16 protein-coding genes and 3 pseudogenes are annotated in these 23713 nt (G+C 62.8%); 15 read left to right on the top strand and 4 right to left on the bottom strand.

Going from position 1 to position 23713, the window contains the following annotated elements:
• Positions 1–86 precede the first annotated feature (86 nt).
• Together C3Y15_RS16455 and C3Y15_RS16450 are read right to left on the bottom strand one after the other, a co-directional pair.
• The gene (locus C3Y15_RS16455) at positions 87–2441 is read right to left on the bottom strand and encodes a sensor histidine kinase (RefSeq protein WP_124260123.1); all 2355 of its coding nucleotides are present in this window, start codon (positions 2439–2441) and stop codon (positions 87–89) included.
• Positions 2434–3258: a response regulator gene (locus C3Y15_RS16450; protein ID WP_124260119.1), complete on the bottom strand. Its 825-nt coding sequence runs from the start codon at positions 3256–3258 to the stop codon at positions 2434–2436. The genes C3Y15_RS16455 and C3Y15_RS16450 overlap by 8 nt, the downstream gene beginning before the upstream one ends.
• Before the next feature lie 1982 nt (positions 3259–5240).
• Between C3Y15_RS16450 and C3Y15_RS32285 the strand changes: the two are divergent.
• From C3Y15_RS32285 to C3Y15_RS16435, 4 genes and pseudogenes are all read left to right on the top strand, one after another.
• A pseudogene (locus C3Y15_RS32285) lies at positions 5241–5426 on the top strand (response regulator); the annotation flags it as partial.
• Between the two features lie 67 nt (positions 5427–5493).
• Complete coding sequence (locus C3Y15_RS32280) at positions 5494–6000, top strand: response regulator transcription factor (RefSeq protein WP_224019648.1); 507 nt, start codon at positions 5494–5496, stop codon at positions 5998–6000.
• Positions 6001–6038: 38 nt separating this feature from the next.
• Positions 6039–6854 (top strand): annotated as a pseudogene (locus C3Y15_RS32600) (YadA-like family protein).
• A gap of 137 nt (positions 6855–6991) precedes the next feature.
• A pseudogene (locus C3Y15_RS16435) lies at positions 6992–7520 on the top strand (OmpA family protein); the annotation flags it as partial.
• A 40-nt stretch (positions 7521–7560) separates the two neighbouring features.
• Here the strand turns inward: C3Y15_RS16435 and C3Y15_RS16430 are convergent.
• On the bottom strand, positions 7561–8721 hold the full coding sequence (locus C3Y15_RS16430) for a porin (protein ID WP_059703111.1): 1161 nt from the start codon (positions 8719–8721) through the stop codon (positions 7561–7563).
• 1927 nt (positions 8722–10648) lie between these two features.
• Between C3Y15_RS16430 and C3Y15_RS16425 the strand changes: the two genes are divergently transcribed.
• A complete protein-coding gene (locus C3Y15_RS16425) occupies positions 10649–11467 on the top strand; it encodes a helix-turn-helix domain-containing protein (protein WP_243860231.1) in 819 nt (272 codons plus the stop codon).
• A gap of 88 nt (positions 11468–11555) precedes the next feature.
• Here C3Y15_RS16425 and C3Y15_RS16420 read toward each other — a convergent pair whose 3' ends face one another.
• Entirely contained in the window at positions 11556–12017 is a 462-nt protein-coding gene (locus tag C3Y15_RS16420) for a GDP-mannose mannosyl hydrolase (protein WP_059668296.1), read from the bottom strand.
• A gap of 146 nt (positions 12018–12163) precedes the next feature.
• Here C3Y15_RS16420 and C3Y15_RS16415 point away from each other — a divergent pair, with 146 nt between their 5' ends.
• The 10 genes from C3Y15_RS16415 to C3Y15_RS16370 all read left to right on the top strand — a co-directional run bounded on the left by C3Y15_RS16415 (position 12164) and on the right by C3Y15_RS16370 (position 23698).
• Positions 12164–12499 carry a hypothetical protein gene (locus C3Y15_RS16415; protein WP_124260117.1) on the top strand — a complete coding sequence of 112 codons (336 nt, stop codon included), beginning with the start codon at positions 12164–12166 and terminating at the stop codon, positions 12497–12499.
• 308 nt (positions 12500–12807) lie between these two features.
• The gene (locus C3Y15_RS16410; protein ID WP_124260116.1) at positions 12808–13065 is read left to right on the top strand and encodes a hypothetical protein; all 258 of its coding nucleotides are present in this window, start codon (positions 12808–12810) and stop codon (positions 13063–13065) included.
• 614 nt (positions 13066–13679) lie between these two features.
• Positions 13680–14642 (top strand): helix-turn-helix domain-containing protein, encoded by a 963-nt coding sequence (locus C3Y15_RS16405; RefSeq protein ID WP_124260115.1) that lies wholly within the window; start codon positions 13680–13682, stop codon positions 14640–14642.
• Positions 14643–14734: 92 nt separating this feature from the next.
• Positions 14735–16252, top strand: coding sequence for a mannose-1-phosphate guanylyltransferase/mannose-6-phosphate isomerase (locus C3Y15_RS16400; RefSeq protein WP_081335151.1), 1518 nt, complete (start codon positions 14735–14737; stop codon positions 16250–16252).
• Between the two features lie 45 nt (positions 16253–16297).
• On the top strand, positions 16298–17677 hold the full coding sequence (locus tag C3Y15_RS16395) for an undecaprenyl-phosphate glucose phosphotransferase (RefSeq protein WP_069239718.1): 1380 nt from the start codon (positions 16298–16300) through the stop codon (positions 17675–17677).
• A gap of 56 nt (positions 17678–17733) precedes the next feature.
• Positions 17734–18906: a polysaccharide biosynthesis/export family protein gene (locus tag C3Y15_RS16390; RefSeq protein ID WP_124260114.1), complete on the top strand. Its 1173-nt coding sequence runs from the start codon at positions 17734–17736 to the stop codon at positions 18904–18906.
• Positions 18903–19343 (top strand): low molecular weight protein-tyrosine-phosphatase, encoded by a 441-nt coding sequence (locus C3Y15_RS16385; protein WP_069239719.1) that lies wholly within the window; start codon positions 18903–18905, stop codon positions 19341–19343. Before C3Y15_RS16390 ends, C3Y15_RS16385 begins: the two co-directional genes overlap by 4 nt.
• A gap of 2 nt (positions 19344–19345) precedes the next feature.
• Positions 19346–21559 (top strand): polysaccharide biosynthesis tyrosine autokinase, encoded by a 2214-nt coding sequence (locus tag C3Y15_RS16380; RefSeq protein WP_069239720.1) that lies wholly within the window; start codon positions 19346–19348, stop codon positions 21557–21559.
• 64 nt (positions 21560–21623) lie between these two features.
• On the top strand, positions 21624–22742 hold the full coding sequence (gene gmd, locus C3Y15_RS16375; protein WP_069239721.1) for a GDP-mannose 4,6-dehydratase: 1119 nt from the start codon (positions 21624–21626) through the stop codon (positions 22740–22742).
• A gap of 5 nt (positions 22743–22747) precedes the next feature.
• Positions 22748–23698 carry a GDP-L-fucose synthase gene (locus tag C3Y15_RS16370; protein WP_124260113.1) on the top strand — a complete coding sequence of 317 codons (951 nt, stop codon included), beginning with the start codon at positions 22748–22750 and terminating at the stop codon, positions 23696–23698.
• Positions 23699–23713: the final 15 nt, after the last annotated feature.

The following is a 23713-nucleotide window of genomic DNA, read 5'->3' as shown; positions in this document are numbered from 1 at the left end:
GGGCCATGCGGCGGCGCGGGGTGCATGCGTGGCGCGCTGGCCTCGCACCGCACACCGCCCGACGACGGCCTGCGCGCATACCGCGATCAGGCCGGCCCGGCCAGATCCGGCTCCGCGTCGAGCGACGGCGCACTCGGTGCATCCACGATGCCCGTATGCTTCAGCGCTGCGGCCAGGCGTTCGATCGCTTGCAGGTCGAGCGTGTCGAGCCGCTCCCGCACGGCATGCACGAACGCGGCATGTCGCGGCGCGTGCGCATACTGTCCAAGCCATTCCTCGATATCGGTGAGGCGGCCCTCGCCGGCCAGCACGATCAGTTCATCGAGTGCATCGTCGGGCGGACAGCGCATCCCGCGCGCATCGGCGAGCAGGTCGATCTGTTCCGCTGGCTGCACGGTGCGCGCGAGCGCGGACGCCGGGATCAACGCATGCCCGAGCGCCGGTGCGACGATCTGAAACGTGAACGACGTGCCCACGCCCGGCTGGCTCGATACGGCCAGCTCGCCGTTCATCGCGCCGACGATCCGCTGCGCGATGAACAAGCCGAGGCCGGTCCCGCCGTTCACGGCCTGCACCTGCTGATACGCGCGGAAGATGTCGGTCGTCTGGTCGAGCTCGATGCCGATGCCCGTGTCGGCGACTTCGAACACCAGCCGCCACGCGCCCGCTTGCCGGTACGCGCCGACCGACAGCGTGACCGTGCCGTCGCGCGTGAACTTCGACGCATTCGACAGCAGGTTGAGCAGCACCTGCTGCAGCCGGATGCCGTCGATCGTCAGCTTGCGCGGCAACGGCGTCAGCGGCCGGTAGTCGAAGCGGTTGTTCTGCTGCGCGCACAGCGCGAGCGCGTAGTCGCCGATGTCGTCGAGCAGGCCGGGCAGGTCGGTCGCGTCCGGCGCAATGCCGAGCGGCTGCAGCTCGGCGCGCGTGTACTGCAGCAATTCGTCGATCAGCGTGAGCTGGTAGCGGATGCTGCGGTCGATCGAGCGGATCAGGCGCGCCTGGCCGGGCGTCGCGGTTTGCAGCAGCAGCTTCGCGTAGCCGTGGATGGTCGACAGCGGCGCGCGCAGGTCGTGGCTGACGTAGCCGAGCGTCTCGATCTTCTGCTGCATGTGCGTCTTGACTTCCTGCAGCGCGTCGTTGAGGGCGACCGTGCGCTTCGCGACCTCGTCACGCAGGCGGTCCTGTTCGGTGAGCTGCCAGTGCTCGAGGCGCTTGCGCGCTTCGGTGCGCTGACGGCCCACGTGGTTGATCCACGCGGCGAGCACGAGCAGGTGCGTGGCAAGGCCGACGATCGCGATCACCGGGTTCGGATAGATGTCGGACTTAAGCCATGGCAGCCACCCGGGAATCGCGTCGCGCGCGTCGAGCACGCGGATCAGCATGTTGAATCCCGCGAACGAGATCGCGATCAGCATCACGCGCGCGGTCGGCGTGCGGCGGAACGCGAGGATCAGCGCGAGGCTGATGTTCATCACCGCGAGCGCCGAGTTCACCCGCAGGCTGAACCACGTGAACGTCAGCAGGTCGCCGCACGCAGCGCCGGCCATCCCGACGCATTCGAGTGCGAGGAACACCAGGTACGCCGCGCGCATCGGCATGCCGGTCTTTTCGCGATCGGCGATCCGCAGGATGAACGCGATGAAGCATGCTAGCGACAGATACACGGACACCATTTCCGCGCGCGCCGACCATTCGTACGCACCGGGCCACAGGTACAGCGCGGTGTAGCCGCGGTAGGTCGCTTCGAACAGCGCCGTGCCGAGCGCCAGCAGCGCGAGCACCGCGAACGTGCCGCTGCGCGAGAAGAAGCCGATCAGCAGCGCGCACCACATGAGCGCGAGCAGCCCGCCGAGAAAGCCGAAGTTCCACATCGCCGCGCGCAGCTCGTACGCATGCCACGCGTCGCGCGTGAATGCGCTCGGTGCGAGCTTCAGTTCCTTGCGCGACGTGACGCGCACCAGCACCGGCAGCCGTTCGCCGGCGTCCAGTGTCGCGGCGAGCACCGGATATCGCGACACCGGTTCGCCCAGGCTGCCATCGCGGGCCGGGAAGCGGCCGGCGAGCGTCCATTGGCCGCCGTGTTCGACATAGAAGTCGGCGCGATCGACGCGCGCGTCGCGTATCGCCAGCACCATCGGCTGGCGGGTCGCCGCGCGGTTCACGAGCGTTGCGCCGACCCACCATGCGGAACGCGAGAATTCGATGTTGAACGACGGCCGCGCCGGCGCGGCAGCGCGACGTTGACGCTCGGCCACCCGCGTCGCGACCTCGCTCGCCGACAGCGCCGCGCCCGGATCCTCGAGCAACGAGACTGCCTCGAGCCGCGCGGGGTTGTCGTCGGCCGCAGCCGCGGGCGCGGCGTATGCGGCGAGCAGCGCCAGCACGAGCCGCACGAGCAGCCCGAACGCATACGCGGCCGACGCGCCGCGCCTACGCATGGTCATGCGACGGCGGCTGCGCATCGACCGTCGGGCGCTGGCGGCGCCAGTCGGACGGCGTGATGCCGAAGCGTTCGCGGAACGCCGTCGCGAAGTTGCCGGGCGTCGAAAAGCCGATCTCCTCGGCGATGTCGCCGATGCCCATCGACGTCGCGGCGAGGAAGTGCTGCGCCGCGCGCAGCCGCGTGTCGCGCAGATATTCGAATACGGTCTGCCCGAGATGATCGCGGAACACGCGCGACAGCCGCTTCTCATGGGTGCCGACCTGCCGTGCGAGTTCGTCCAGCGTCGGCGGGTTGCGCAGTTCGCGCAGCAGGATGTCGCTGGCCGCGCGCACCAGCGCGGTGTCCGGGTGATCGGGCAGCTCGGGCAGATGCGCGAACGGCTGGCTGCGCCGCGCGCGTTTCAGGTGATTGCGGATTCGGGCGATCACCTCGGCCGGCTCGAACGGCTTCACGATGTAGTCGAGCGCGCCCGTCTCGAGGCCCGCGATGCGATCGTCGAGATCGCCGGCGGCCGTCAGGATGATGACCGGGATGTTCTGCGTGTCGGGCGTCGACGCCAGCAGCCGGCACGCGGCGAAGCCGTCCATGCGCGGCATCCGGACGTCCATCAGGATCAGGTCGGGCACGATCGCCTGCGCGCGGTGATACGCCTGCAGGCCGTCGAACGCGACGCTGATCCGGCACCGCGCTGAGCGCAGGATCTCGGTCAGGAGCCGCAGGTCGTTCGGGCGATCGTCGACGACGAGAATATGTGCGCCGACGAGCTCCGGCGTGGCGCGGAGCGACGCCGGACTGGACGAACGGGATGGCATGGTTGCGAGCGCGTTGGAGAGGGTTGGCCTGGGCTGGCTCGATGCATCTATGTGCGCGATTATTGCGAAAAATTATAGGTCGACGGCGCGCGCCGCGGTAACGATTCCGTGCAATCCGTGTGGACTTGATTGACAGCGCACGGCACGCGCGGCGCTGCGCGGAGCAATCGCGAACGGATCAACAAAAACCGTGCCGCTACGTCCGCTGAATGCCGGTCGTTATTTCCGAATCCGGCGAATGGAAATCGAATTGGTCCGAGCGATGGATTGAAGCGGATTTTGTCGTGCGGGACTCCGTACGCATTGCAGATCGAATTCATCGTTTTATCGTCTCCGTGAGCGGGCATCGTATATATTGGGCGTAAAAAAACGTTCACACTCGGCATCCGTCGCGATGCGCGATTGTATGAATGTAAATATCGTCCGGCCGGGGAAACATTTAGTCCGCTCGGGCAAAGGTTTGCGGGCTGGAATGCCTGCAAACTAGGCGCGAAGCAGTGGAACCGGTTTGGCCAATCAACTGGTATTCCACGCGAAATTCAACGGTCGAAGCGGCGCTTTGTTGCGCTCGGCGCTCGATGTGACATCGCGTACTTATGTTCCCAGAATCTAGGATTCCGAGGCTGCGACGACCGTAGGCACGAGGGCCGTTGCGAGCCGCCTATCCTTCGAACGCACTGACGCGGAAAACGAAAGAAAGGACGCGGAACCGGACGAGAGTTTGACACAGCAGAAAGACAGAAATAGTTAAATAAAGTCAGTTTATAAATGTGATGTCGTGGTCATGCGGTCAATCACTGAATGTTGTGGAAAAACCGGAAAATAGTGGGATGCCGGAATGAAAAATGGGTGAGTGAACTTGCGTCGATCGCCGGTCGCGCGGTTCATCAGGCGGCGGTCGCGCGCGACGTTTCGTGAGTCGCGCGGCATGAAAAGAAATGAACATGGCGAACTCGGCGGATCGATGTGCGGGACAGATCGAACCGGTCGTGGCTATCGGTGTTCGCGAGCACGCGGCGCGTGCGTCGGCTCAGCGGTGGGTGTCGCGACGTCGCTGGCGCGAACCGACCCGTGGCGCCGGTCGGCATGCGTTCGTTCGGCGACTTAATGGCGTCGTCCGGCGGAATCCGGCGTTGCACGCGCATCGGTGTGATGACGCGGGCCGGCGGCGTGCCATCGCATGATCGCCGCCTTCGGCTGCGGCGATCCAATGAGGCGCGAGGGCGTCCGCGAAGCACGCCGGCTGAGCATGTATGGCTGTTGCGCTCAAACATCTGTCGTCACATGATAACCATTACCCTCATGCGAAAATCCGCCCGGCTTTTGGCTCGCCAACGACTACAGCGTCGGCGGATCGTTCGGATCGAAAAAAAATTGCTCGTGAGTGTTCCGGACGCAAACGTTTGCCGCGAAACCGGCTGCGCGACGCGGCCGATTCCATCCGGTACCACCGAAACACATGCAGCCCGATGAAGGCACTGCAACCATGAGCATCCCGATGCTGAGAGCTCCGTGGAACGCCCATAAGCATGCTCATGCCTTACCTCAATTGGCGCGTCCTCGTGCGCCGACCGTCGCCGTCACGCGCTCGCGGCCGCGTATGCAAAGGCCCGGCGCGGCGCGCGCTGCGTGTGCGGCGCTCGCGTCGATCGACCTCGTGCGCCGGTCCACGCCTCCAATCCTCGATCTGATGTCTCACGGTAGGGCGCAATCGCGCGCGTTACACGCGCTACCGCCGCGTCGGGCCTGCTGGACCATTCGCGCCGTACTTACCGGTCGCGCGAGGTAGCGCGACGAATGCGAACCGCCATGATCGTGGGCGCGGACGCGCGCGCTGTTTGGCTCTGCACCGTACGCGCATGATTCGTTCGTATCCCATACGTATCCCATACGATGTCGTGCCCGCGGCGAAGCGACGACGGCCAGGTCGCTCGTCCGCCGATGACGAGGATGACCGCTGATGCGTGTGTTGATAGTCGAAGATGATCCCGTTCATGCGAAGGCGCGCCGCGCGGGTAGTGGAGCCGCTCGGTCATGAGGTGATCGAAGCGGCCGACGGCCAGGAGGCGCAGCGGCTGCTGCGCGCCGAGCCGTTCAACCTCGTGATCCTGGACTGGCTGCTGCCGGGCATGAGCGGCTTCGAAGTGCTGTACTGGATCCGCCGCACGCTGGGCGCCTCGCCCGCCGTGCTGTTCGTGACGAGCAAGACGCTGGAAGACGATATCGTGCATCGCGATGGATGCGGACGCGAACGACTACATCGCGAAGCCGTTTCGCGTCGCCGAACTCGCCAGCCGCGTGAACGCGTTGCTGATGCGCTCGGCGCGCGCTACCGACCGCTGCGGCGCGATCGCAGCAGGCGACTACCTGCTCGACCCGCGCGAGTGCGCGATCACACTGCGCGGTGCGCCGATCAAGCTGACGCCGAAGGAATTCGACCTCGCCGAACTGTTCTTCAGCAACGTCGGCAAGCCGCTGTCGCGCAAACTGGTCTGCATGAGCACATGGGGCCGCGAGCTCGATCCGGAGTCGCGCACGCTCGATACGCACATCTACCGGCTGCGGCAGAAGCTCGAGCGCTGCCCGGAAAACGGCGTACGGCTCAGTGTCGTCTATACGCACGGCTATCGCCTCGAAGCGGTGTCGTCGTACGGCGCTCACGGCGGCGCGGCGGCGTTGCGCCAGCCCGCCGAGCCGGTGTCGCCGGCCCGGCTGACGCCGGTCGGACTCGCGTGCGAGTGAGCCGCCGCTGCGCCACGCGCATGCATGACGAGCCGCCTCTGATGCGCGGCGACGACGCACACTTGCCCGCCGGCTTCATCCGCGAATGCATCGTGATGGGCGCGTTCGTGCTGCTGGTGTGCGTGTCGCTGAGCGCGTCCAGCGTGCTGCGCCGCGCCGATCTCCTGTTCTTCGACATCGTGCAGCGGCTACTGCTGCTGCGGCCGTCGCCGCACAAGATCGTGCTGATCGCGATCGACAGCGCCAGCGCGCACGGCTCCTACACGTCGAATCCGGCCGGCGGCAACGTGCCGCCCGGGGGCGAGCGGTTCGAATTCGTCGGCCGGTTGATCGGGCTCGGTTGCGTCGGGCTCGGACAGCACGGCGGTCGGCAACAGTTCGACGGCGTCGGGCAACGACTCGACGGCGCTCGGCGCGGGCAGCAACGATGGCGGCCGCTCGAACGTCGTCGCGGTCGGCTCGGCGGATTCGGCGCGGCAGGTGGTGAACGTCGCGGCCGGTACGCAAGGTACCGACGCGGTGAACGTGAATCAGCTGAATGCCGTATCGAACCAGTTCACGCAATCGCTGAACACGGTGAACAACCAGCTCACGCAGATGTAGCGGCCGATCCAGCAGACCGATTCGATGGCGCGCGAGGGATCGCCGCGACGGCCGGGATGGCGTCGATTCCGCACATGGACCGCGATTCGAGCTTCGCGATGGGGGGCGGCACGGCGACGTTCCAGGGCCGGAAAGCCATGGCAGTCGGCGTGCAGGCGCGCATCACGGAGAACCTGAAGGCGACGGTCAACGGCGGTTTTGCCGGCAGCCAGCGCGTGGTCGGCGCGGGCATGCTGTATCAGTGGAAATGAGCGGCGCAGCGGCATGCGCCGGCACGTACGGCCGGCACATGCCGCGTCGCACTCCGAACACCATCGCACGCGCATGCGGTCGCGCCATCGCGCCGCCTGCGCCGTGCCCCTCGCATTTACGGAGCTTTACGTGAAACGCGTCGGGGCCTACGTTCAACGCCTATGAACGGCAGTCGCGGGACGGCATCAGGACGTTCCGTGTCGATTGCCACGGCTTCCTGTCGAGCGAGAAGGCCTGCATGAAGGTCGCGACGCGCATGTGCGGCAGCGAACCCGTGCGCGTGGTCGATTCGACGACGCCGTACTGCACCGGCGCCGGCCGAGAAGGTCACGCTGACCGGCGACGCCTATTTCGCAACCGACTCGGCCGTTCTGACGCCGGCCGCACGCGCCGCGCTCGGCGCGTTGCTGAACCATCATCGCGACATGCATTTCGCGCGCGTGGACGTGGACGGCTATACCGACTCGACGGGCTCGGCCGCGCACAACCAGGCGCTGTCGAAGCGTCGCCCCGACGCCGTCGCGGCGTACTTGCGCGAGCATGGACTGCAGGCCGACGCATTCGCGGCCGCGGCGCACGGGCCAGCGAACCAGGTCGCGTCGAACGATATGCAAGAAGGGCGCGCGCGCAACCGGCGCGTCGAGATATCGCTGCACGCGCAGTGAGACTGCGGGCGCCGACGCGGCCGGCTGCCCGCGACGGCGATCAGAACCGGTGACGGAGTCCCAGATTGACCATGGTCTGGGACTTCGTGCCGTTGTAGCCGTATGACCCGATCGAAGCCTCTGCCGCCATCGAGCCGCCGGCTCCGTCGGCGGTCGTGCCGCTGGCATGCTGATACGCGGCCGTCATGTAGACGTCCGTACGTTTCGACAGGTTGTAGTCGGCGCCGAGCGATGCCTGGTGATAGTTCGCCGCGGTGTCGCCGCCCGACTTCGTGAAGCTGTAGCCCACGCCGACCAGCAGCGCCGGCGACGCCTGATAGTTCAGAAATCCTTGCGCGGTGTTGTAGTGCTCGTTCTTCGTGAACACCGAGGCGCCGTCGCGTCGGTACTGCGAATTGCTGTAGCCGGCCCCCACCGTGAATGCGCCGAACACGTACTGGCCCGCCACGCGCGCGATGCCGATCGAATGCGCGCTCTGATAACCCGTGTTGATCGCGCCGTCGAACGTGCCGTCCGACGTGCTCGACCATGTCGTGCGCGTGCCCGCGGACGGGTTCGCGTTCGCCGCGTAGAAGTATCCGCCGGCGAGACTCAGCGGACCGTTGGTGTACGACACGCCTGCCGAATACGACTGCTTCGAGCCGGTGCTGCCCGCGACACCGCCCAGCGAATACATCGCCGCGAACTGGAGGCCGGCGAACACCGGCGACGTGTACTTGATCGCGTTGTCGACGCGGAAGCTGTTGTCGTAGTTGTCGACGTCGCCGGCGGTCGCGAACGCGCTGCCGAAGTAGTTGTCGGCAGTGATCGGCTGGACGAGATCGATCAGCGGATCGTACTGGCGGCCGAGCGTGAGCGAACCGTACTGATTGCTGGCGACGCCGACGTAGGCCTGACGGCCGAACATGCGGCTGCCCTGGCCGAGACCGCCGGTGCTCGGATTGAAGCCGTTCTCGAGCTGGAAGATCGCGGAGAGTCCGCCCCCGAGGTCCTCCGAGCCCTTCAGACCCCAGCGGCTGCCCGACAGGTTGCCCGCGCTGCTGTTGCCGAGCGCCCAGAGATTCTTGCTGCCGTCGGCGTGATTCACGTACGTCAACGAGGTGTCGATCGTGCCGTACAGCGTGACGCTCGTCTGCGCGTGCGCTGCACCGGCCACCATCAACGACGCGATCGTCAGGATCGGAAAAGTTGCTTGTTTCATGGTCTCTCCGCTTTGTGTGCGTGTTTGCGTTCGAATAGTGCAGTGCAGCGTACATCGAGATATTTTCTTGCGGAAATTCAGGGGTGCGATGTGTCGTGGAAAAGAAACGGGGATCGGTATGTCCCGGACATGTGGGGCGAGGGCGATTTGCGATGCTGTTGATTGATATCGAGCGGATTACGATACTGGGCGCCGTTTTATTTGATCTATTTTCGAGAAGGCAATGGATCTAATAAGGTGTATTCGGACAAAGTCTTGTCTAGATCGGACGGTGAAATTTGGCGGATTATTATGGGATTCTTAGTTCCGTGTGTGACGGTAGATCGATCGTTTTCGCTTTCCATGCGGTGTTCAAAGCTCACCGCCGACGCCGAGTGCTGAGAGTTTCAAACCATTTTTAGCATCGGTTGATAAACAGAAATACTGTGCGGGATTATTGCCGCTGCGCGAGCTGAATCTTATGGAACGGTTGTGCGATGCTTTCTCGTCGTGCAGTATGTTGATGGTGTCCTGTCGGATTGAAGCGGCGTTCTTTACGCGCCTGAATTGTCACCATGTGATGGAAACTGATTCGCCGTACGGTGCACTCCGGCCACCCGCGGGTGTGCCAATAAATTTATGCAGTCACGTAGGCAAGATCGGCGTGATGGTGTGCAATACAGGCGCCGAGAAAGCGATCGTTCGTCAACATCGCGAAACTCTCGCGTTGGCGAATTGACATGAGTAGCGCGAATCCGGATCCGATTCGGCGAGGCATGCAACGAGCGATACGGCCCATGTCTTATCCGACAGCGATCCGGGCTATTTGCCGAAATCGCGCGGTGAGGTATGGCGCTCGACATCGAATGTGCGTGGCGCTGGCAATCGTGCAACATCCGTTGTTCTAACTATCGGTGATCCGGTACGGATTGTTCCGTCTCGTTCGCATACGGCGCGAGCTGCGGTGGCGTTGGGGCCTGGCGGAGTCCGGTGGCGTTGCAGGGCGCGTTGCTCGTCACGCGCCTGACACATTCCGCAGGCAGTCGGCGGGCGTGTGCGGCCCCGGACCACTGCGCGACGGTGCCCACTTGCGTGTCGGACACGATCTGCTTGTCACGGCGGGCAACCCGCAAAAAGCGCGAGTTCCCGCTGTCACTTTTAATTACGGCGTGTTACTGGATATTAAAGCGTTGCCAGGACGACATGCGACGGCCGGCGAATAAGTGTTCTAGAACCACTTGTGCGGGATTCCACATTCTGCGCAAACGTTAAAATCGACAGGCATATTGCCCTGCGATGTACTGCCGGTAGATACGTTTGATCACCGGTGAAAGGCTCGTGAGATCCGTTGCGGCTGCTAATGCCGAGCACCGCTTCAATGACGTGAACTCGCGATACCATCGGCGCCGTCGCGCCATATCCATTTGGGCCCCGCAGCCGCAACGGCACACGAACAACGCCCGCAACGCACGCATTCCATACAGCGGTGCGATACATTGCAAAAATATTAAGGCAATGACCTGGATCAAGGGAGACCAATTCCGCCGCGGCCGGCGGGATTGATTTTCTTGATTACCAACAAATAATTGGTAACGGATCGCCGTCTTGATTGATTCCGTCAACAATGAGGCGAGATCGGACACTGACGGAACGGCGGCGTATTTGCCGCATATGATGCGCTGCAGAAAATGCAAAAAATTGTTAAAGGGCCGAGATGATGCTGACAGTGCCGAATGTAATTACAACGGGGTCGCGAGTGAGCGGGGATCGGGGTCAAACTATCGGTCGTCGACGTGACAGCGTAATCATTCTGTTGCTCGACGGTTTTTCCATTATGCAAATGGGCAGGCTGGCTGCAGTATTCGAACTCGCCAATCGGCTCGAGCGTGTCAATGCGTCGTTTGAGGACCGTTATGAACTGCGGCTTCACTCGAGTCATGGCGGCGCCGTGCGCTCGTCGTCGGGCGTACAGATCTGGACCGACGCGCCGCGACCGCTCGATACGAGCAGCGTGCAAGCGATGTTCGTGCTGGGCGGGCAGGGGCGGGTGAACGGGCTCGACGAGCCGTTCATCGGCTGGCTGCATCATGCGCATCAGCGTGCGCGCGTGGTCAAGGGGGACGGCGCCGGCGTCGAAATGCTGAGCGCGATCCGGTTGAACCAGAAGACTCCCGAGACCGTGCCGCCCGCGCTGCAGGCGTCGTTGGCGGTGTGCAATCCGGGCGAAGCCGAGCAGAGCAGCGATGGCGACGAGGGCATGTTCGCCGCTGCGTTGTCGATCGTCGTGCGCGATGCCGGCTACGAGATCGCGCAGGAAATCGTAGCCTGCATGATGCCGGGCGCGAGCCGCAAGTTCGCGAGCGTGTTGTTCGGCGCGCAGGAGGCGCGCGCCAGCGAATTGATTCGTGCTGCCGCGCTTCATCTGCGCTCGAACAGCGCAAATCGCATCTCGATCGCCAATGCCGCTCAGGCGGCGGCGATGAGCGAGCGGAATTTTCTGCGGCGCTTCAAGAGCGAGATCGGCGTGACGCCCACCGAGTTCGTGCTGCGAGTGCGGCTCGAGAAGGCTTGCTGCATGCTGGTCGAAACCGACTTGCCGGCCGACAAGGTCGCGCGCCGTGTTGGCCTCGGCAGCGGAGACCGTCTCGCGAAGCTGTTCCGACAGCATCTGTCGATGTCGCCGACCGAGTATCGCGCGGCCGCTCGGGACCGCATGATCGCGTCCGCGGACGGCGTCGAATGGCGCAACGGCACGTTCCGCCGCTGAAACGCAGCGTCGCATTCGCAGTGGGTGTGATGGCCGGCGTCTTGCCGGCCGATTCGTGTATGTCCGCACGCGTGGCCCGGGGCGGTGTTCAGGGCGCGGGCGCGAAGTAGGCTTGTGTGTTCGGATGGATCGACCGGTCGGCGGCAATTTCGTCGGCAGTCGCCCATCGGTACGCGGTGTGCTGCGCGTTCGGAAGCGACACGAGGTCCAGATTGCCGCGCAGCTTGTATCCCATCACGACGTAATGTGTCGTGATGTCCGGTGCGCCGCCGAAGTTGTCTTCATAGAGATGATCGTAGATGCCGACCAGTTCCGCGTCGGCGCGCTCGAGATCGCTGCATCCGAGTTCATCGCGCGCAATCCGTCGAAATGCATCGTCGAGGCGTTCGTTCTTGTGAATGCGTCCGCCAGGCACGAACCAGAAGCCCTGAGCGGGACGGTTGGTGCGATGGCCGAGCAGGTATGCGCCGTCCTCGTTTGAGATGATCAGGTCGATCGCAACGAGCGGCGTTGCGTCGACGATGCGCAAGAAGGTATCGAGCGGCAACATGGCGGAGAGGCTCCATGAAGTTTGTGGGAATGTGCCGGCGTCGGATCGCGATGGCGTTTGCGTCGGTCTGTGAATCGGTGTGCCGATTTCGTAGACCCACAATGCCGCGGAGTTGTCGCCGACGGTGTTCATCATCATTGCCCGGCATGATCGCGCTCGTCGGTCAAAACCTCGAAGCATTCCGCCAATTGGCGCTCGCAAATCGGCGTGTTATCGCGATGTCGTTGGCGTCGAGCGTGCGGCGCGCATCGACACAATTGCATTCGGCCATGATCGTGGCGGCAGCCGCCATCTCGATTCCGAACGATCGTTTCGGCGCTAGTCTTTGGTCTGGCCTTTCGAGGAGACGCGTTCACCCCGGAACCTCCTCGGAACTTCACCTGCGCGCGTCGCGCGCGCAGGTCTTTTTATTCAGCACGGGTCGAGCTGCAGGTGCGGCGCATGTCTTTGCCGCCGCTCGACTCGCCGACGCCACGCGATGATGCGTGCCGCCTCTATCGAAGGCGGCAATGCAGCAAGCGCCAATCTCCAGAACCTCACTCTTGCCGAACCCGACGGCACCGTGCGCTGCGCTCGACGCGTCCGTCGCGTAGCACGGCACTCACGCACGACCGCGCAAAAAACGGCTGGCGCGCTCACTAACCTTCATCTACGTCAAACGCGATCGTCAATGGCGGAATCGAGGGGAAGAATGTCATGTGCGGCATGTTGCACCGCAATGTACGCTAGCAGCAGCGAATCGCGCATCGGTTGAGCTGCGCGACTTCACCGATAACTTGGCATTGCGGATATGAACGTCGCTCTCCTGATCTTCTCGAGAATCTGCTTCGTGTGGATTCTGGTCTACCTCGTGTTCAGCGTGACATCCGGCCTGTGGGCCGGTGCCCGACATGGACGTGCGATTCTGCTGCTCGAGTTTCGGCCGCGGCGGGCCCGCGGTTCGCGTGAAGTGGCGCGCGCTCGCGTATTGAAGAGAATGGCGCTCTCGGCCATGTTCGCGCTGCCGATCGGCGTCGCGACGCTCATCGCTGGCATAGCGCTCACATAGACGCTCGTTGAAGCGGTAAGCGGTGCGCGCGACGCCGCTCATATGCGACAGCACGGGCACGCGAGACCAAACACGGTGTTCGGTTGCCTGGCGGAATCTGCCTACTGCGGCCGCGGCCGTACGCGTGGCCGAATACGCCGTATCGATGCGGCACATGCACGAGTGACACCGATTGCATGTTGCCGTCGAATCGCATGCGTTTGCCACATCGATGTGAAGGCATCGGACCATCCCGTCGCCGTGAGCCGCATCGCATTCGCATATGGCCTGGATCGATGGGGAATCTGCGAAGCGGTGCGTGAATTGCGCGTTGGCGCGTGCTGTCGTCACATCGCAGTGCTACTCGATTCGACGCGTTCGGAAGCGGCGATTCCCGCATCTCGCTCGTCATGCATCTTTCTCCAGCACACGTGCTTCATTTCGCTGCTACACGGTAGTCAGAAAACGCCAATTTCTGGCCGATCAGGGAATTCCCGCAGGCTAATCCGACGACTGTTTGTTCTGATCGGCCAGCGTTTAAACGCCACTCGGCGCCGTCGGTATGATGCATCGCAACGGAGTCAAATTACCGAGCCGGACCGAAGTCGATTGGAAGGGATGTTCGAGAGTACGCCATGACGCACACGAATGTCGCTCATTCGGTAGATGAAGCGGAAGGAGATGTTGGAGGGAGACGGTCGCGCAAGAGTCGAGATATCGGCGTTGTCGTATTCGAGGGATTCTCGTTGCTCGCGGCGGCTGCGGTATGCGAGGTGTTCGAGGCAGCCAATGAGATTTATGCGCCTCATGCGGCCTCGCTTCCGCTGTATGACGTTCGGTTCTATTCGTCGCGAGGTGGAAACGTCGTGTGGTCGTCGGCCGTCAGCGTACGCACGTTTGCTTGCGATGCGGCGTTGGCCGATACCTTCGACGCGGTGTTCGTCGCAGGTGGAGAAGGTGCGCGGCGCGCTGCGCGTGACGCGCGGGTGATCGATTGGCTGAGGGTCGTCGTGCCGAAGGCCGGCATGGTCGAGACCATCAGCGAAGGCAGGATGTTGATCGACGCCGCGCGAAGCGGTGCGCACGGGGCCGACGCAGTCGTCGTCGATTACGACGGTTACGGGCCGGCTCGCGCAGCGTTGGCGCTGGTCGAGCGCGATCTCGGCGGCGATGCGGTGCGAGCGATCGCGTCGCGGCTCGCGCTGAACGACGCGCTGGTTGCGGCAGAGCATGACGACGCGCGCCACGGTGTGCCCGTCGAGCGGGTACGGGCGGCAGCGGACTGGTTGCGCAGGAACTGCGATCGGTCGATATCGGTTAGCGACGCGGTGCGGGTTGCGGCAATGAGCGAACGGAACTTCCTGCGGCATTTCAAGCAGGAGATCGGAACGACACCGTCCGAGTTTCTGCTGCAGGTGCGCCTGGAGCGCACGGTGCAGCTGCTGATGGAGACCGACATGCCGATCGGCACGATCGCTCGGCAATGCGGGTGGGGAAACGGTGATCGCCTGGCGAAGATATTCCGGCGGCACCTGGATGTGACGCCTTCGCAATACCGGTTGCGGGCCCGCTCGAACTGGGGCGTGCGACCGATTTAGCAAACACGGGATGTGCCGCGGCGACGGGACGGCGCACATCTTCTCGGATTTTCGAATCGAATCATTGCCCTGAGAGAATAGGAGTGCAGATCATGTCGGCATTCACCGAGACAGCACGCGACGAAACGGGATCGGTCGATCCCGACCGCGGCGACGCAGTGCGGGCGAAGGTTCGAGTCGCGCCGGTCATTCTCGCGGGTGGATCGGGGTCGCGCTTGTGGCCCATGTCGCGCGAGCAATATCCGAAACAGCTGATCGGCGTGCTGGGTGCCGACTCGCTGCTGCAGGCGACGGTTCAGCGCATGACCGGCTTTACAGCTGGCGAGAGCGAAGTGTCGGCGCCGATCGTCGTATGCGGCGATGAACACCGCTTCGTCACGGCGGAGCAGCTTCGTGCGAGCGGGCTCGCCGCAAGCATCGTCGTCGAGCCCGCGCGGCGCGATACGGCACCTGCACTGACGCTTGCCGCCGCGGTGGCGCATGCCGATGGCCAGGACGCGATCGTCGTCGCGATGCCGGCCGATCACGCCATTGCCGATACTCCGGCGTTTCACCGTGCGATCGCATTGGCGGTCGAGCATGCACGGCGCGGTGCGATTGCGACGCTGGGCGTGCCGCCCACGCGTCCAGATACCGGTTTCGGCTACATCAAGCTCGGCGAAGCGCTCGACGGCGGCGCGCATCGCATCGAGCGATTCGTCGAGAAACCGGCTGCCGAACTCGCCGCGCAGTATGTCGAGTCGCGCGCGTACTGGTGGAACAGCGGGATCTTCGTCGTGCGTGCGAGCGTGTGGCTCGACACGTTGCGTGCCCTGCAGCCGGACATGCACGCGGCCTGCCTCACTGCGTACGTGCAAGGCAAGACCGACGGCCCGTTCTTCCGCCCGCATGAGCAAGCCTTCCTGCAGTCGCCGGCGGATTCGATCGACTATGCCGTGATGGAGCGCCTGGCGTCCACGGCGGTCGGGGCGGAGGGCGTGGTCGTGCCGCTCGATGCGGGCTGGTCGGATCTCGGCTCGTGGGACGCCGTGTGGGAGGCGCTCGACAAGGACGCCGACGGCAACGTCGGTCGCGGCAAGGTCGTATTCGAGGGCGCGACGTCGAGCTTCGTTCATTCGGAAGGGCGACTCGTCGCATGCGTGGGCGTGACCAATGCGGTAGTCGTCGAAACGGCGGATGCCGTGCTCGTCGCGGATCGCTCGCGTGTGCAGGATGTGAAGGGCCTCGTGAGCCGCATTCGCGCGCAGCAGGCGCCGGAGGCCGACGCGCACCGCAAGGTGCGGCGCCCGTGGGGCTACTACGACTCGATCGATCACGGCGCACGCTTCCAGGTCAAGCGCATCGTCGTGCATCCCGGCGGCCGGCTGTCGCTTCAGCTACACCATCACCGCGCCGAACATTGGATCGTCGTGAGTGGGACTGCGCTCGTCACGCGCGGCGACGAGCAATTCATGCTCGGCGAGAACCAGTCCACCTTCATTCCGCTGGGCGTGACGCATCGGCTCGAGAACCCGGGCAAGTTGCCGCTCGAGCTCATCGAAGTGCAATCGGGATCGTATCTCGGCGAAGACGACATCGTGCGGTTCGATGACACGTATGGGCGTGCGTGATGCGCCGATTCGGCTGTATTCGTTGACATCAGACGGGAGATTGAAATGTTCGGTCTGCAAGGAATGATGGCTCGACTCGTCGATATCGCGGTGATCGTCGCCGGCTCGTTGCTGGCGTCGCAATTTCGCTATCAGACGGTTTCTGAATCGCACTTCGACAGCGCGCTGGTGACGTTCTCGATCGCCTTTGCACTCGTGCTGTTTCCGGCGTTCGGCGTGTATGAATCGTGGCGTGGGCGCTCGATGCTCAGGCTGAGCGGAAAGATCTCGCTCGCGTGGTTCGCCGTGCAGGCGTGCGGCATCGTGCTGATGTTCTCGCTGCATCGATCGGACGTGATCTCGCGGTTGTGGTTCGTCTACTGGACCGCGATGACCGGGAGTGCGTTGATCGCGTCGCGCATCGGCACGCATCTGTTCCTGCGCAGCGTCCGCCACGCGGGCATCAACCTGCGTCGTGTTGCGGTGGTGGGGCATGCGCAGCATTGCCAGCAGGTGATTCGCAACATCGAGGAGTCGCCGGCGAGCGGGTTTCGCCCGGCTGCGGTATTCGATCTGCAGCCGGTCGTCGCGGGTGTTTCGCCTCGAGTGCCGGTATTCACGGAGCTCGACGAGTTCGCGAAGTTCGTGCGCGAGACCGGTGTGCAGGAAATCTGGCTGGTGCTGCCCTTGTCGGAGGAGGCGACGATCCTGCGGTTCGTCAATGCGTTCGGCGACGACCTGGTGAACATCCGTTTCATTCCCGACGTGCGTAGCGTCGCGCTGTTCGACGGCGAGATGGTCGACCTCATGGGTGCGCCGGCGATCAATCTCGTGGCATCGCCGATGCCGCGCCACGCGATGTGGAAGAAGGAACTGTTCGATCGCCTGTTCGCAGCCGTTGCATTGATCGGGCTGCTGCCGGTGATGGTCGTGATCGCGATCGCGGTGAAGTTGTCGTCGCGCGGGCCGGTGTTCTTCAAGCAGTACCGCAAGGGGGCCGATGGACGAGAGTTCCAGATCCTCAAGTTCAGGACGATGCGCGTGCACGTCGAGCAGGCCGGCGTGGTCACGCAGGCGACGAAGACCGATTCGCGCATCACGCGGGTGGGGCGCTTCCTCAGAAAGACCAGTCTCGACGAGTTGCCGCAATTTCTCAACGTGCTGCGCGGCGAGATGTCGGTGGTCGGGCCGCGGCCGCACGCGATCGAGCACGACCGGCTGTATCAGAAGGTCGTCGACGGCTACATCCATCGCTATCGGATCAAGCCCGGCATCACCGGATGGGCACAGGTGAACGGGTATCGCGGGGAAACCGATCGGCTCGAGAAGATGCAGAAGCGGGTGGAGTACGACCTTTATTACCTGCGGAACTGGTCGTTCGCGCTGGATATGCGGATCGTGTTGGCGACGGTGGCGAAGGGGTTGGTCAATGCGAATGCTTATTGAGCGGTGGTGGAAGTCGTGATTTGTCGCATCTCTAAACATAAACCGGGGAACACGAGATGAGATGTATTTTGGATCGGCGCGAGGCCAGGGCGACGGAAATCCGCCGTCTTGGCACACGAATCGTGATCGGCGCGGCGATGAGCGCGGCACTGTCGGCATGCTCGGTGGCGCCCGGCATGCGCATGTCGTCGCAAGCGACATTGCCGGTTACAGGCGGCGATGACAGTACTTCGCAGCAGAACCTGCAGATTCCGATTACTGATATCAACATGGCGTTGATTCGGGAGATGCGTGAGGCAGCGCTGCGGCTCGGCGAATCGCAGCTCAACGACCTGTTAGGCAAACCGGAGCCGTACACGCTCGGCGTGGGCGACGTATTGCAGATCACTGTCTGGGACCATCCCGAACTTGCTGTTGCACAGGGTTCGCAAACGTCGACAAACTCGCGGCCGTCCGATCCCGCTCAAGGCTTCGTCATTGACGACAACGGCAACGTACAAGTGCCGTATGCGGGAAGCGTTCATGTCGCTGGCATGCGCATCGACCAAACTCAACGGGCCATCCAGGCCGCGCTGCAGCGGGTTTTCGTGAAACCACAGGTCACGGTGCGCGTTTCTTCGTTCCGTGCAAAGCAGGTTTACGTCGACGGAGAAGTCCATACACCAGGTGTCGTCTCCATCAACGATGTACCGATGACGTTGAACGAGGCGATCAACCGAGCGGGCGGATTCAACCCGACGGCCGATCAAAGCCGGATGGTCGTCGTGCGCAACGGCAATTCATACCGGCTCGACCTCACGCGGATGCTCGACCACAGCGTCAACCCGTCCAAAATACTGCTCAAGAACGGGGATCTGTTGCGTATCGTCTCTCGCGAGGATAACGGCGTCTTCGTGATGGGTGAAGTCAACAGGCCGATTACGGCATTGCCGTTGCGGAACGGACGCCTGACGCTGAGCGATGCACTCTCGCAGGCCGGTAGCGTGAATAGCGCGAGTGCCGATGCCGCGCAGCTGTACGTGATACGCGGTGCATCGGAAGCGAAGCCGCAGGTTTTTCATCTGAACGCTCACTCGCCGGTGTCGATGGTGCTGGCGAACCAGTTCGAGCTGCAGCCGAAGGACGTCGTGTATGTGGACGGCAACGCGCTCGTGCGTTTCAGCCGCGTACTGAGTCTGTTGCTGCCCGCGATCAACGCAGGTCTGACCGGCGCGGTGTTGACCAAATGATCGACACCATCCTGGTTGTGTGTGAAGGCAACATCTGCCGCAGCCCGATGGCGGAGGCGTTGCTGGCGCGCGCATTGCCGGCGGCCCGGATCAGATCGGCGGGATGTTCGGCGCTCGCGGGCCGGCGTGCCGATCCACTCGCCGTCGAATTGATGGCCGAGCGCGGCATCGACCTCGGGCAGCACATTGCCGTCGATCTGAATCTCGAACACATGCGATCGGCAGACCTGATTCTCACGATGACGCAGAGCCAGCGCAAAAGAATCGAAGCCGGCTATCCGTTCGCGAAAGGGCGTGTATTCCGGCTTGGCGAATTCGAACAGATCGATGTCATCGATCCCTATCGGCGCGGGCGACCGGCATTCGAGCTGGCTCTGACGCAAATCGACCAGAGCATGAAGCGCTGGGTCGACAAAATGAATCGGATCAAGAATTGATTATGGAATCCGTAAATAAATCGAGAATCATCGACATGCAGGACGGTGATGAGATTCACCTGTCCGACTATGTCGCTGTCGTCGCAGAGAACTGGAAACTCATCTTCGCGATTGCCGCATTCATCCTTTTGCTCGGCACGGTATACGCGTTCGTCGCGAAGCCGGCCTATCGGGCCGACGTGATGATTCAGGTCGAGGACAGTGCCAACTCTACGCAGAACGCGTTGGGGGAGCTTGCCTCGATCTTCGATACGAAGCAGACCGCCGACGCCGAGATCGAGCTGATTCGATCGCGTCTCGTGGTCGGCCATACGGTCGAAGCATTGCACCTCGATATCTCGGCGCAGCCGCGCTATTTTCCGGTGATCGGAGCCTTGGCAGCACGCATCGCGGGCAGCCAGAAATTGGCGCCGCCGCGGTTCGGAATGACACGCTTCGCGTGGGGCGGCGAGAAGATCGAAGTCACGCGGTTCGATGTGCCGAAAGAACGCTACGGCGCGACGTACCAGCTCATTGCCCGTGACGACAGTCATTACGAGCTCGTCAATCCAGAAGGCGATGTCGTCCTGAAGGGTACCGTCGGCCAGCTTGCACGCGGGGCGGACCAGTACGGCGGGGTGGAACTCGTCGTTGCGCGTCTTCGCGGACGGCCGAACACGGAATTCGTTCTCACCCGCGCGTCGACACAGGCAACCATCAAAGGTCTGCAGGACGCGCTCGTCATTGCCGAAAAGACGAAGCAATCTGGTGTAATCGGCGCATCTCTGGATGGCTCGGACAGCGTTCGGACCGCGGCGATCCTCAATACGCTCGCATCCACGTACGTCCAGCAGAACATTGACCGCAAATCGGCCGAGGCGGAACACACGCTTGCGTTCCTCGACCAGCAATTGCCACAGTTGCGCAAGCAACTGGACCAGTCAGAAGACAGATACAACGCATTTCGCAACCAGAAGGGCACCGTCGATCTGACCGAGGAAAGCCGTCTTCTGCTCCAGCAGATCGTCGAAGGCAAGACGAAGCTCGTCGATCTCGAGCAGCAGCGTGTCGAGATGGCGCAACGCTTCACGGGCGAACATCCGGCGGTCGCGGCACTGACCGCGCAAATCGCGGCTCTCAATGCGCAGCAGGAGCAGTTGAACAAGCGCGTGCTGACGCTGCCGGATACCGAGCAATCTGCATTGCGCCTGTTGCGGGACGTGCGCGTGAATACGGAGCTTTACACCAGCCTGCTCGATAACGCGCAGCAGCTGCGCATCGTCAAGGCAGGTCAGGTCGGCAATGTCCGTGTCGTGGACTTCGCAGTGGCCGCCGACGAGCCGGTGAAGCCGAAACGGCCGCTCATCATCGTGCTGGCCGCGTTGCTCGGGCTCCTGATCGGTACCGTGACGGCGTTTGCGAAGCACGCGTTGTTCGGCGGGCTGAAGCACAGCGACGAAATCGAGAAGGCGATCGATTTGCCGGTCTACGCCACGATTCCTCATAGCCAGGCTCAGATCAACCTGCAGCAGGCGATGGATCGAGGGTTGCCAGGCCCGCATGTGCTGGCAGCGCTCGAGACCGAGGATCTCGCTACCGAAGGCATTCGCAGCTTGAGAACGGCGCTGCAGTTTGGCCTGCTCGATTCCACCAATAACGTGATCGTGATTACCGGACCTCGGCCGGATGTCGGGAAGTCATTCGTGTCCGTGAACCTGTCGGCCGTTATCGCGAGCAGCGGTACGCGCGTACTGCTGATCGATGCGGACATGCGTCGCGGCAACGTTCATTCGTATCTCGGCGTGTCCAAGCAACCCGGCTTATCCGACGTCATCACGGGATTCAAGCTCGACGAGGCGATTCAGCGCGACGTCATCACCGGTGTCGACCTGCTTCCGAAGGGATCGCTGCCGCCGAATCCCGCAGAGCTACTGCTGAGCGACCAGTTCAAGAAGCTTCTCGATGAAGTATCGCGGCGCTACGACCTAGTGATCATCGACACGCCGCCGGTGCTTGCGGTTACCGACTCGACGGTGATCGGCCGATATGCGGCGGCGACGCTGCTCGTCGTCCGGCATGGAAAGCACCCGCGAGCCGAACTCATCGAATGTGCGAACCGCCTGCGCGGCGGCGGCGCAGCCCTGAAGGGGGCGTTGCTGACCGACGTACCTCGGCATCGATTCGGTTACGGCAGCTATTACTCCGGCTACTACGGATACGAAAGCGTTTCAGAGTGAACAACATTGCGAATGTGCTTTTGCAATCGACACACAGGGCACGTCCATTTAGGAGCATCGAATCATGAATCGTAAAGTTGCTTTGATTACCGGCGTAACGGGGCAGGACGGCTCATACCTCGCAGAGCTGCTGCTTAATAAGGGTTACGAGGTGCATGGCATCAAGCGCCGCGCCTCGCTGTTCAATACCGACCGGATCGATCATCTCTATCAAGATCCCCACGTGTCGGACCGGCGCTTCGTGCTCCATCACGGCGACCTGACCGATTCGACGAGCCTCGTGCGCATCATCCAGCGTGTGCAGCCTGACGAGATTTACAACCTCGCGGCGCAGAGTCACGTTGCCGTGTCGTTCGAGGAGCCGGAATACACGGCGAACGCGGACGGCATCGGCGCGCTGCGTATCCTGGAGGCGATCCGGATTCTCGGGCTAGAGAAAAAGACGCGCTTTTACCAGGCGTCGACGTCGGAGCTTTACGGTCTCGTGCAGGAGATTCCGCAGAAGGAGACGACGCCGTTCTACCCGCGCAGCCCGTATGCGGTCGCGAAGATGTATGCGTACTGGATCACCGTCAATTACCGCGAGGCGTATGGCATCTACGCGTGCAACGGCATTCTGTTCAATCACGAGTCGCCGGTACGTGGTGAGACCTTCGTCACGCGCAAGATTACACGCGCGATCGCGCGGATCGCAGCCGGCCTGCAGGACTGCCTTTACCTCGGAAACATGTCGGCATTGCGCGACTGGGGCCATGCGCGCGACTACGTCGAAATGCAGTGGTTGATGCTGCAACAGGAGCAGCCTGAAGACTTCGTCATCGCGACCGGCGTGCAGTACAGCGTACGGGAGTTTGTCCAGCATGCGGCTACTGAACTCGGTATCGCCGTGCGATTCGAGGGAGAGGGGGTTAGCGAGGTCGGTATCGTCGAAAAGGTGGAAGGCTCCGATGCGAAGGTGGCGCCTGGCACCGTGATCGTGCGTGTCGACCCGCGCTATTTTCGCCCGACTGAAGTTGAGACACTGCTGGGCGACCCCACTAAAGCTCATGAGAAGCTCGGCTGGAAGCCAACCACTTCGTTCGAGTCATTGGTCACTGAAATGGTGCGCGCGGACTATCAGGTTGCAAAGCGCGATGCGCTCGTGACCCTAGCCGGTTTCAAGACGTTCGAATACAACGAGTGAGCACCATGGACAAAGACACGCGAATTTTTGTCGCCGGACATCGGGGAATGGTGGGTTCGGCCATCGTGCGTAACCTCGAGGCGAAAGGTTATCGCAATGTGGTGACGCGTCGCCATTCGGAACTCGACTTGACCGATCAGGCCGCGGTGGAAACGTTCTTCCGCGACGGTGCAATCGATGTCGTGGTGCTTGCAGCGGCCAAGGTCGGCGGAATTCTGGCGAACGACACTTACCCCGCCGATTTTCTGTACGTCAACATGATGATCGAAGCCAACGTGATCCACGCGGCTTATCGGGCCGGGATTCAGCGCTTGGTATTCCTTGGGTCTTCGTGCATCTATCCGCGTGAATGTCCGCAGCCGATCAAGGAAGAGTATTTGCTGACCGGACCGCTGGAAAAGACCAACGAGCCGTACGCAATTGCAAAGATCGCGGGGGTCAAGCTTTGCGAGTCGTACAACCGGCAATACGGGACGAAGTATGTGTCGTTGATGCCGACAAACCTTTACGGCCAGAACGACAACTATGACCTGAAAAATAGTCACGTGTTGCCAGCATTGCTACGCAAGGCGCACGAAGCGAATCTCGAAGGAAAGGACAGCCTCCTGGTGTGGGGAACCGGACGCGCACGCCGCGAGTTCCTCCACGTCGACGACATGGCTGACGCGACAGTCTTCGCTTTGGAGCGGGACGTCGAAGCGAGCCTGTACAACGTGGGATGCGGATCGGATGTCACGATCGAGGAATTGGCGCGCGCGGCTATGCGGGCGGTGGGATTCGATGGCCGAATCGAATTCGACGGGACGAAGCCAGACGGCACGCCGCAGAAGCTGCTCGACGTCAGCAAGCTGGCCGATCTGGGATGGACTGCGAAGATTGGTCTCGACGAGGGACTGGCTTCGACCTACCGCGATTTCCTCGAGCGTCCTGAAGCACACGTGACGGAACGGGTTTAAGTGCGGAGACACTGC

The organism is Burkholderia sp. B10 (assembly GCF_004368385.1).
Taxonomy (GTDB): Bacteria; Pseudomonadota; Gammaproteobacteria; order Burkholderiales; family Burkholderiaceae; genus Burkholderia; species Burkholderia vietnamiensis.
The sequence above is the reverse complement of the archived record's forward strand: the minus strand, read 5'-3'. Positions and strand labels throughout refer to the sequence as shown.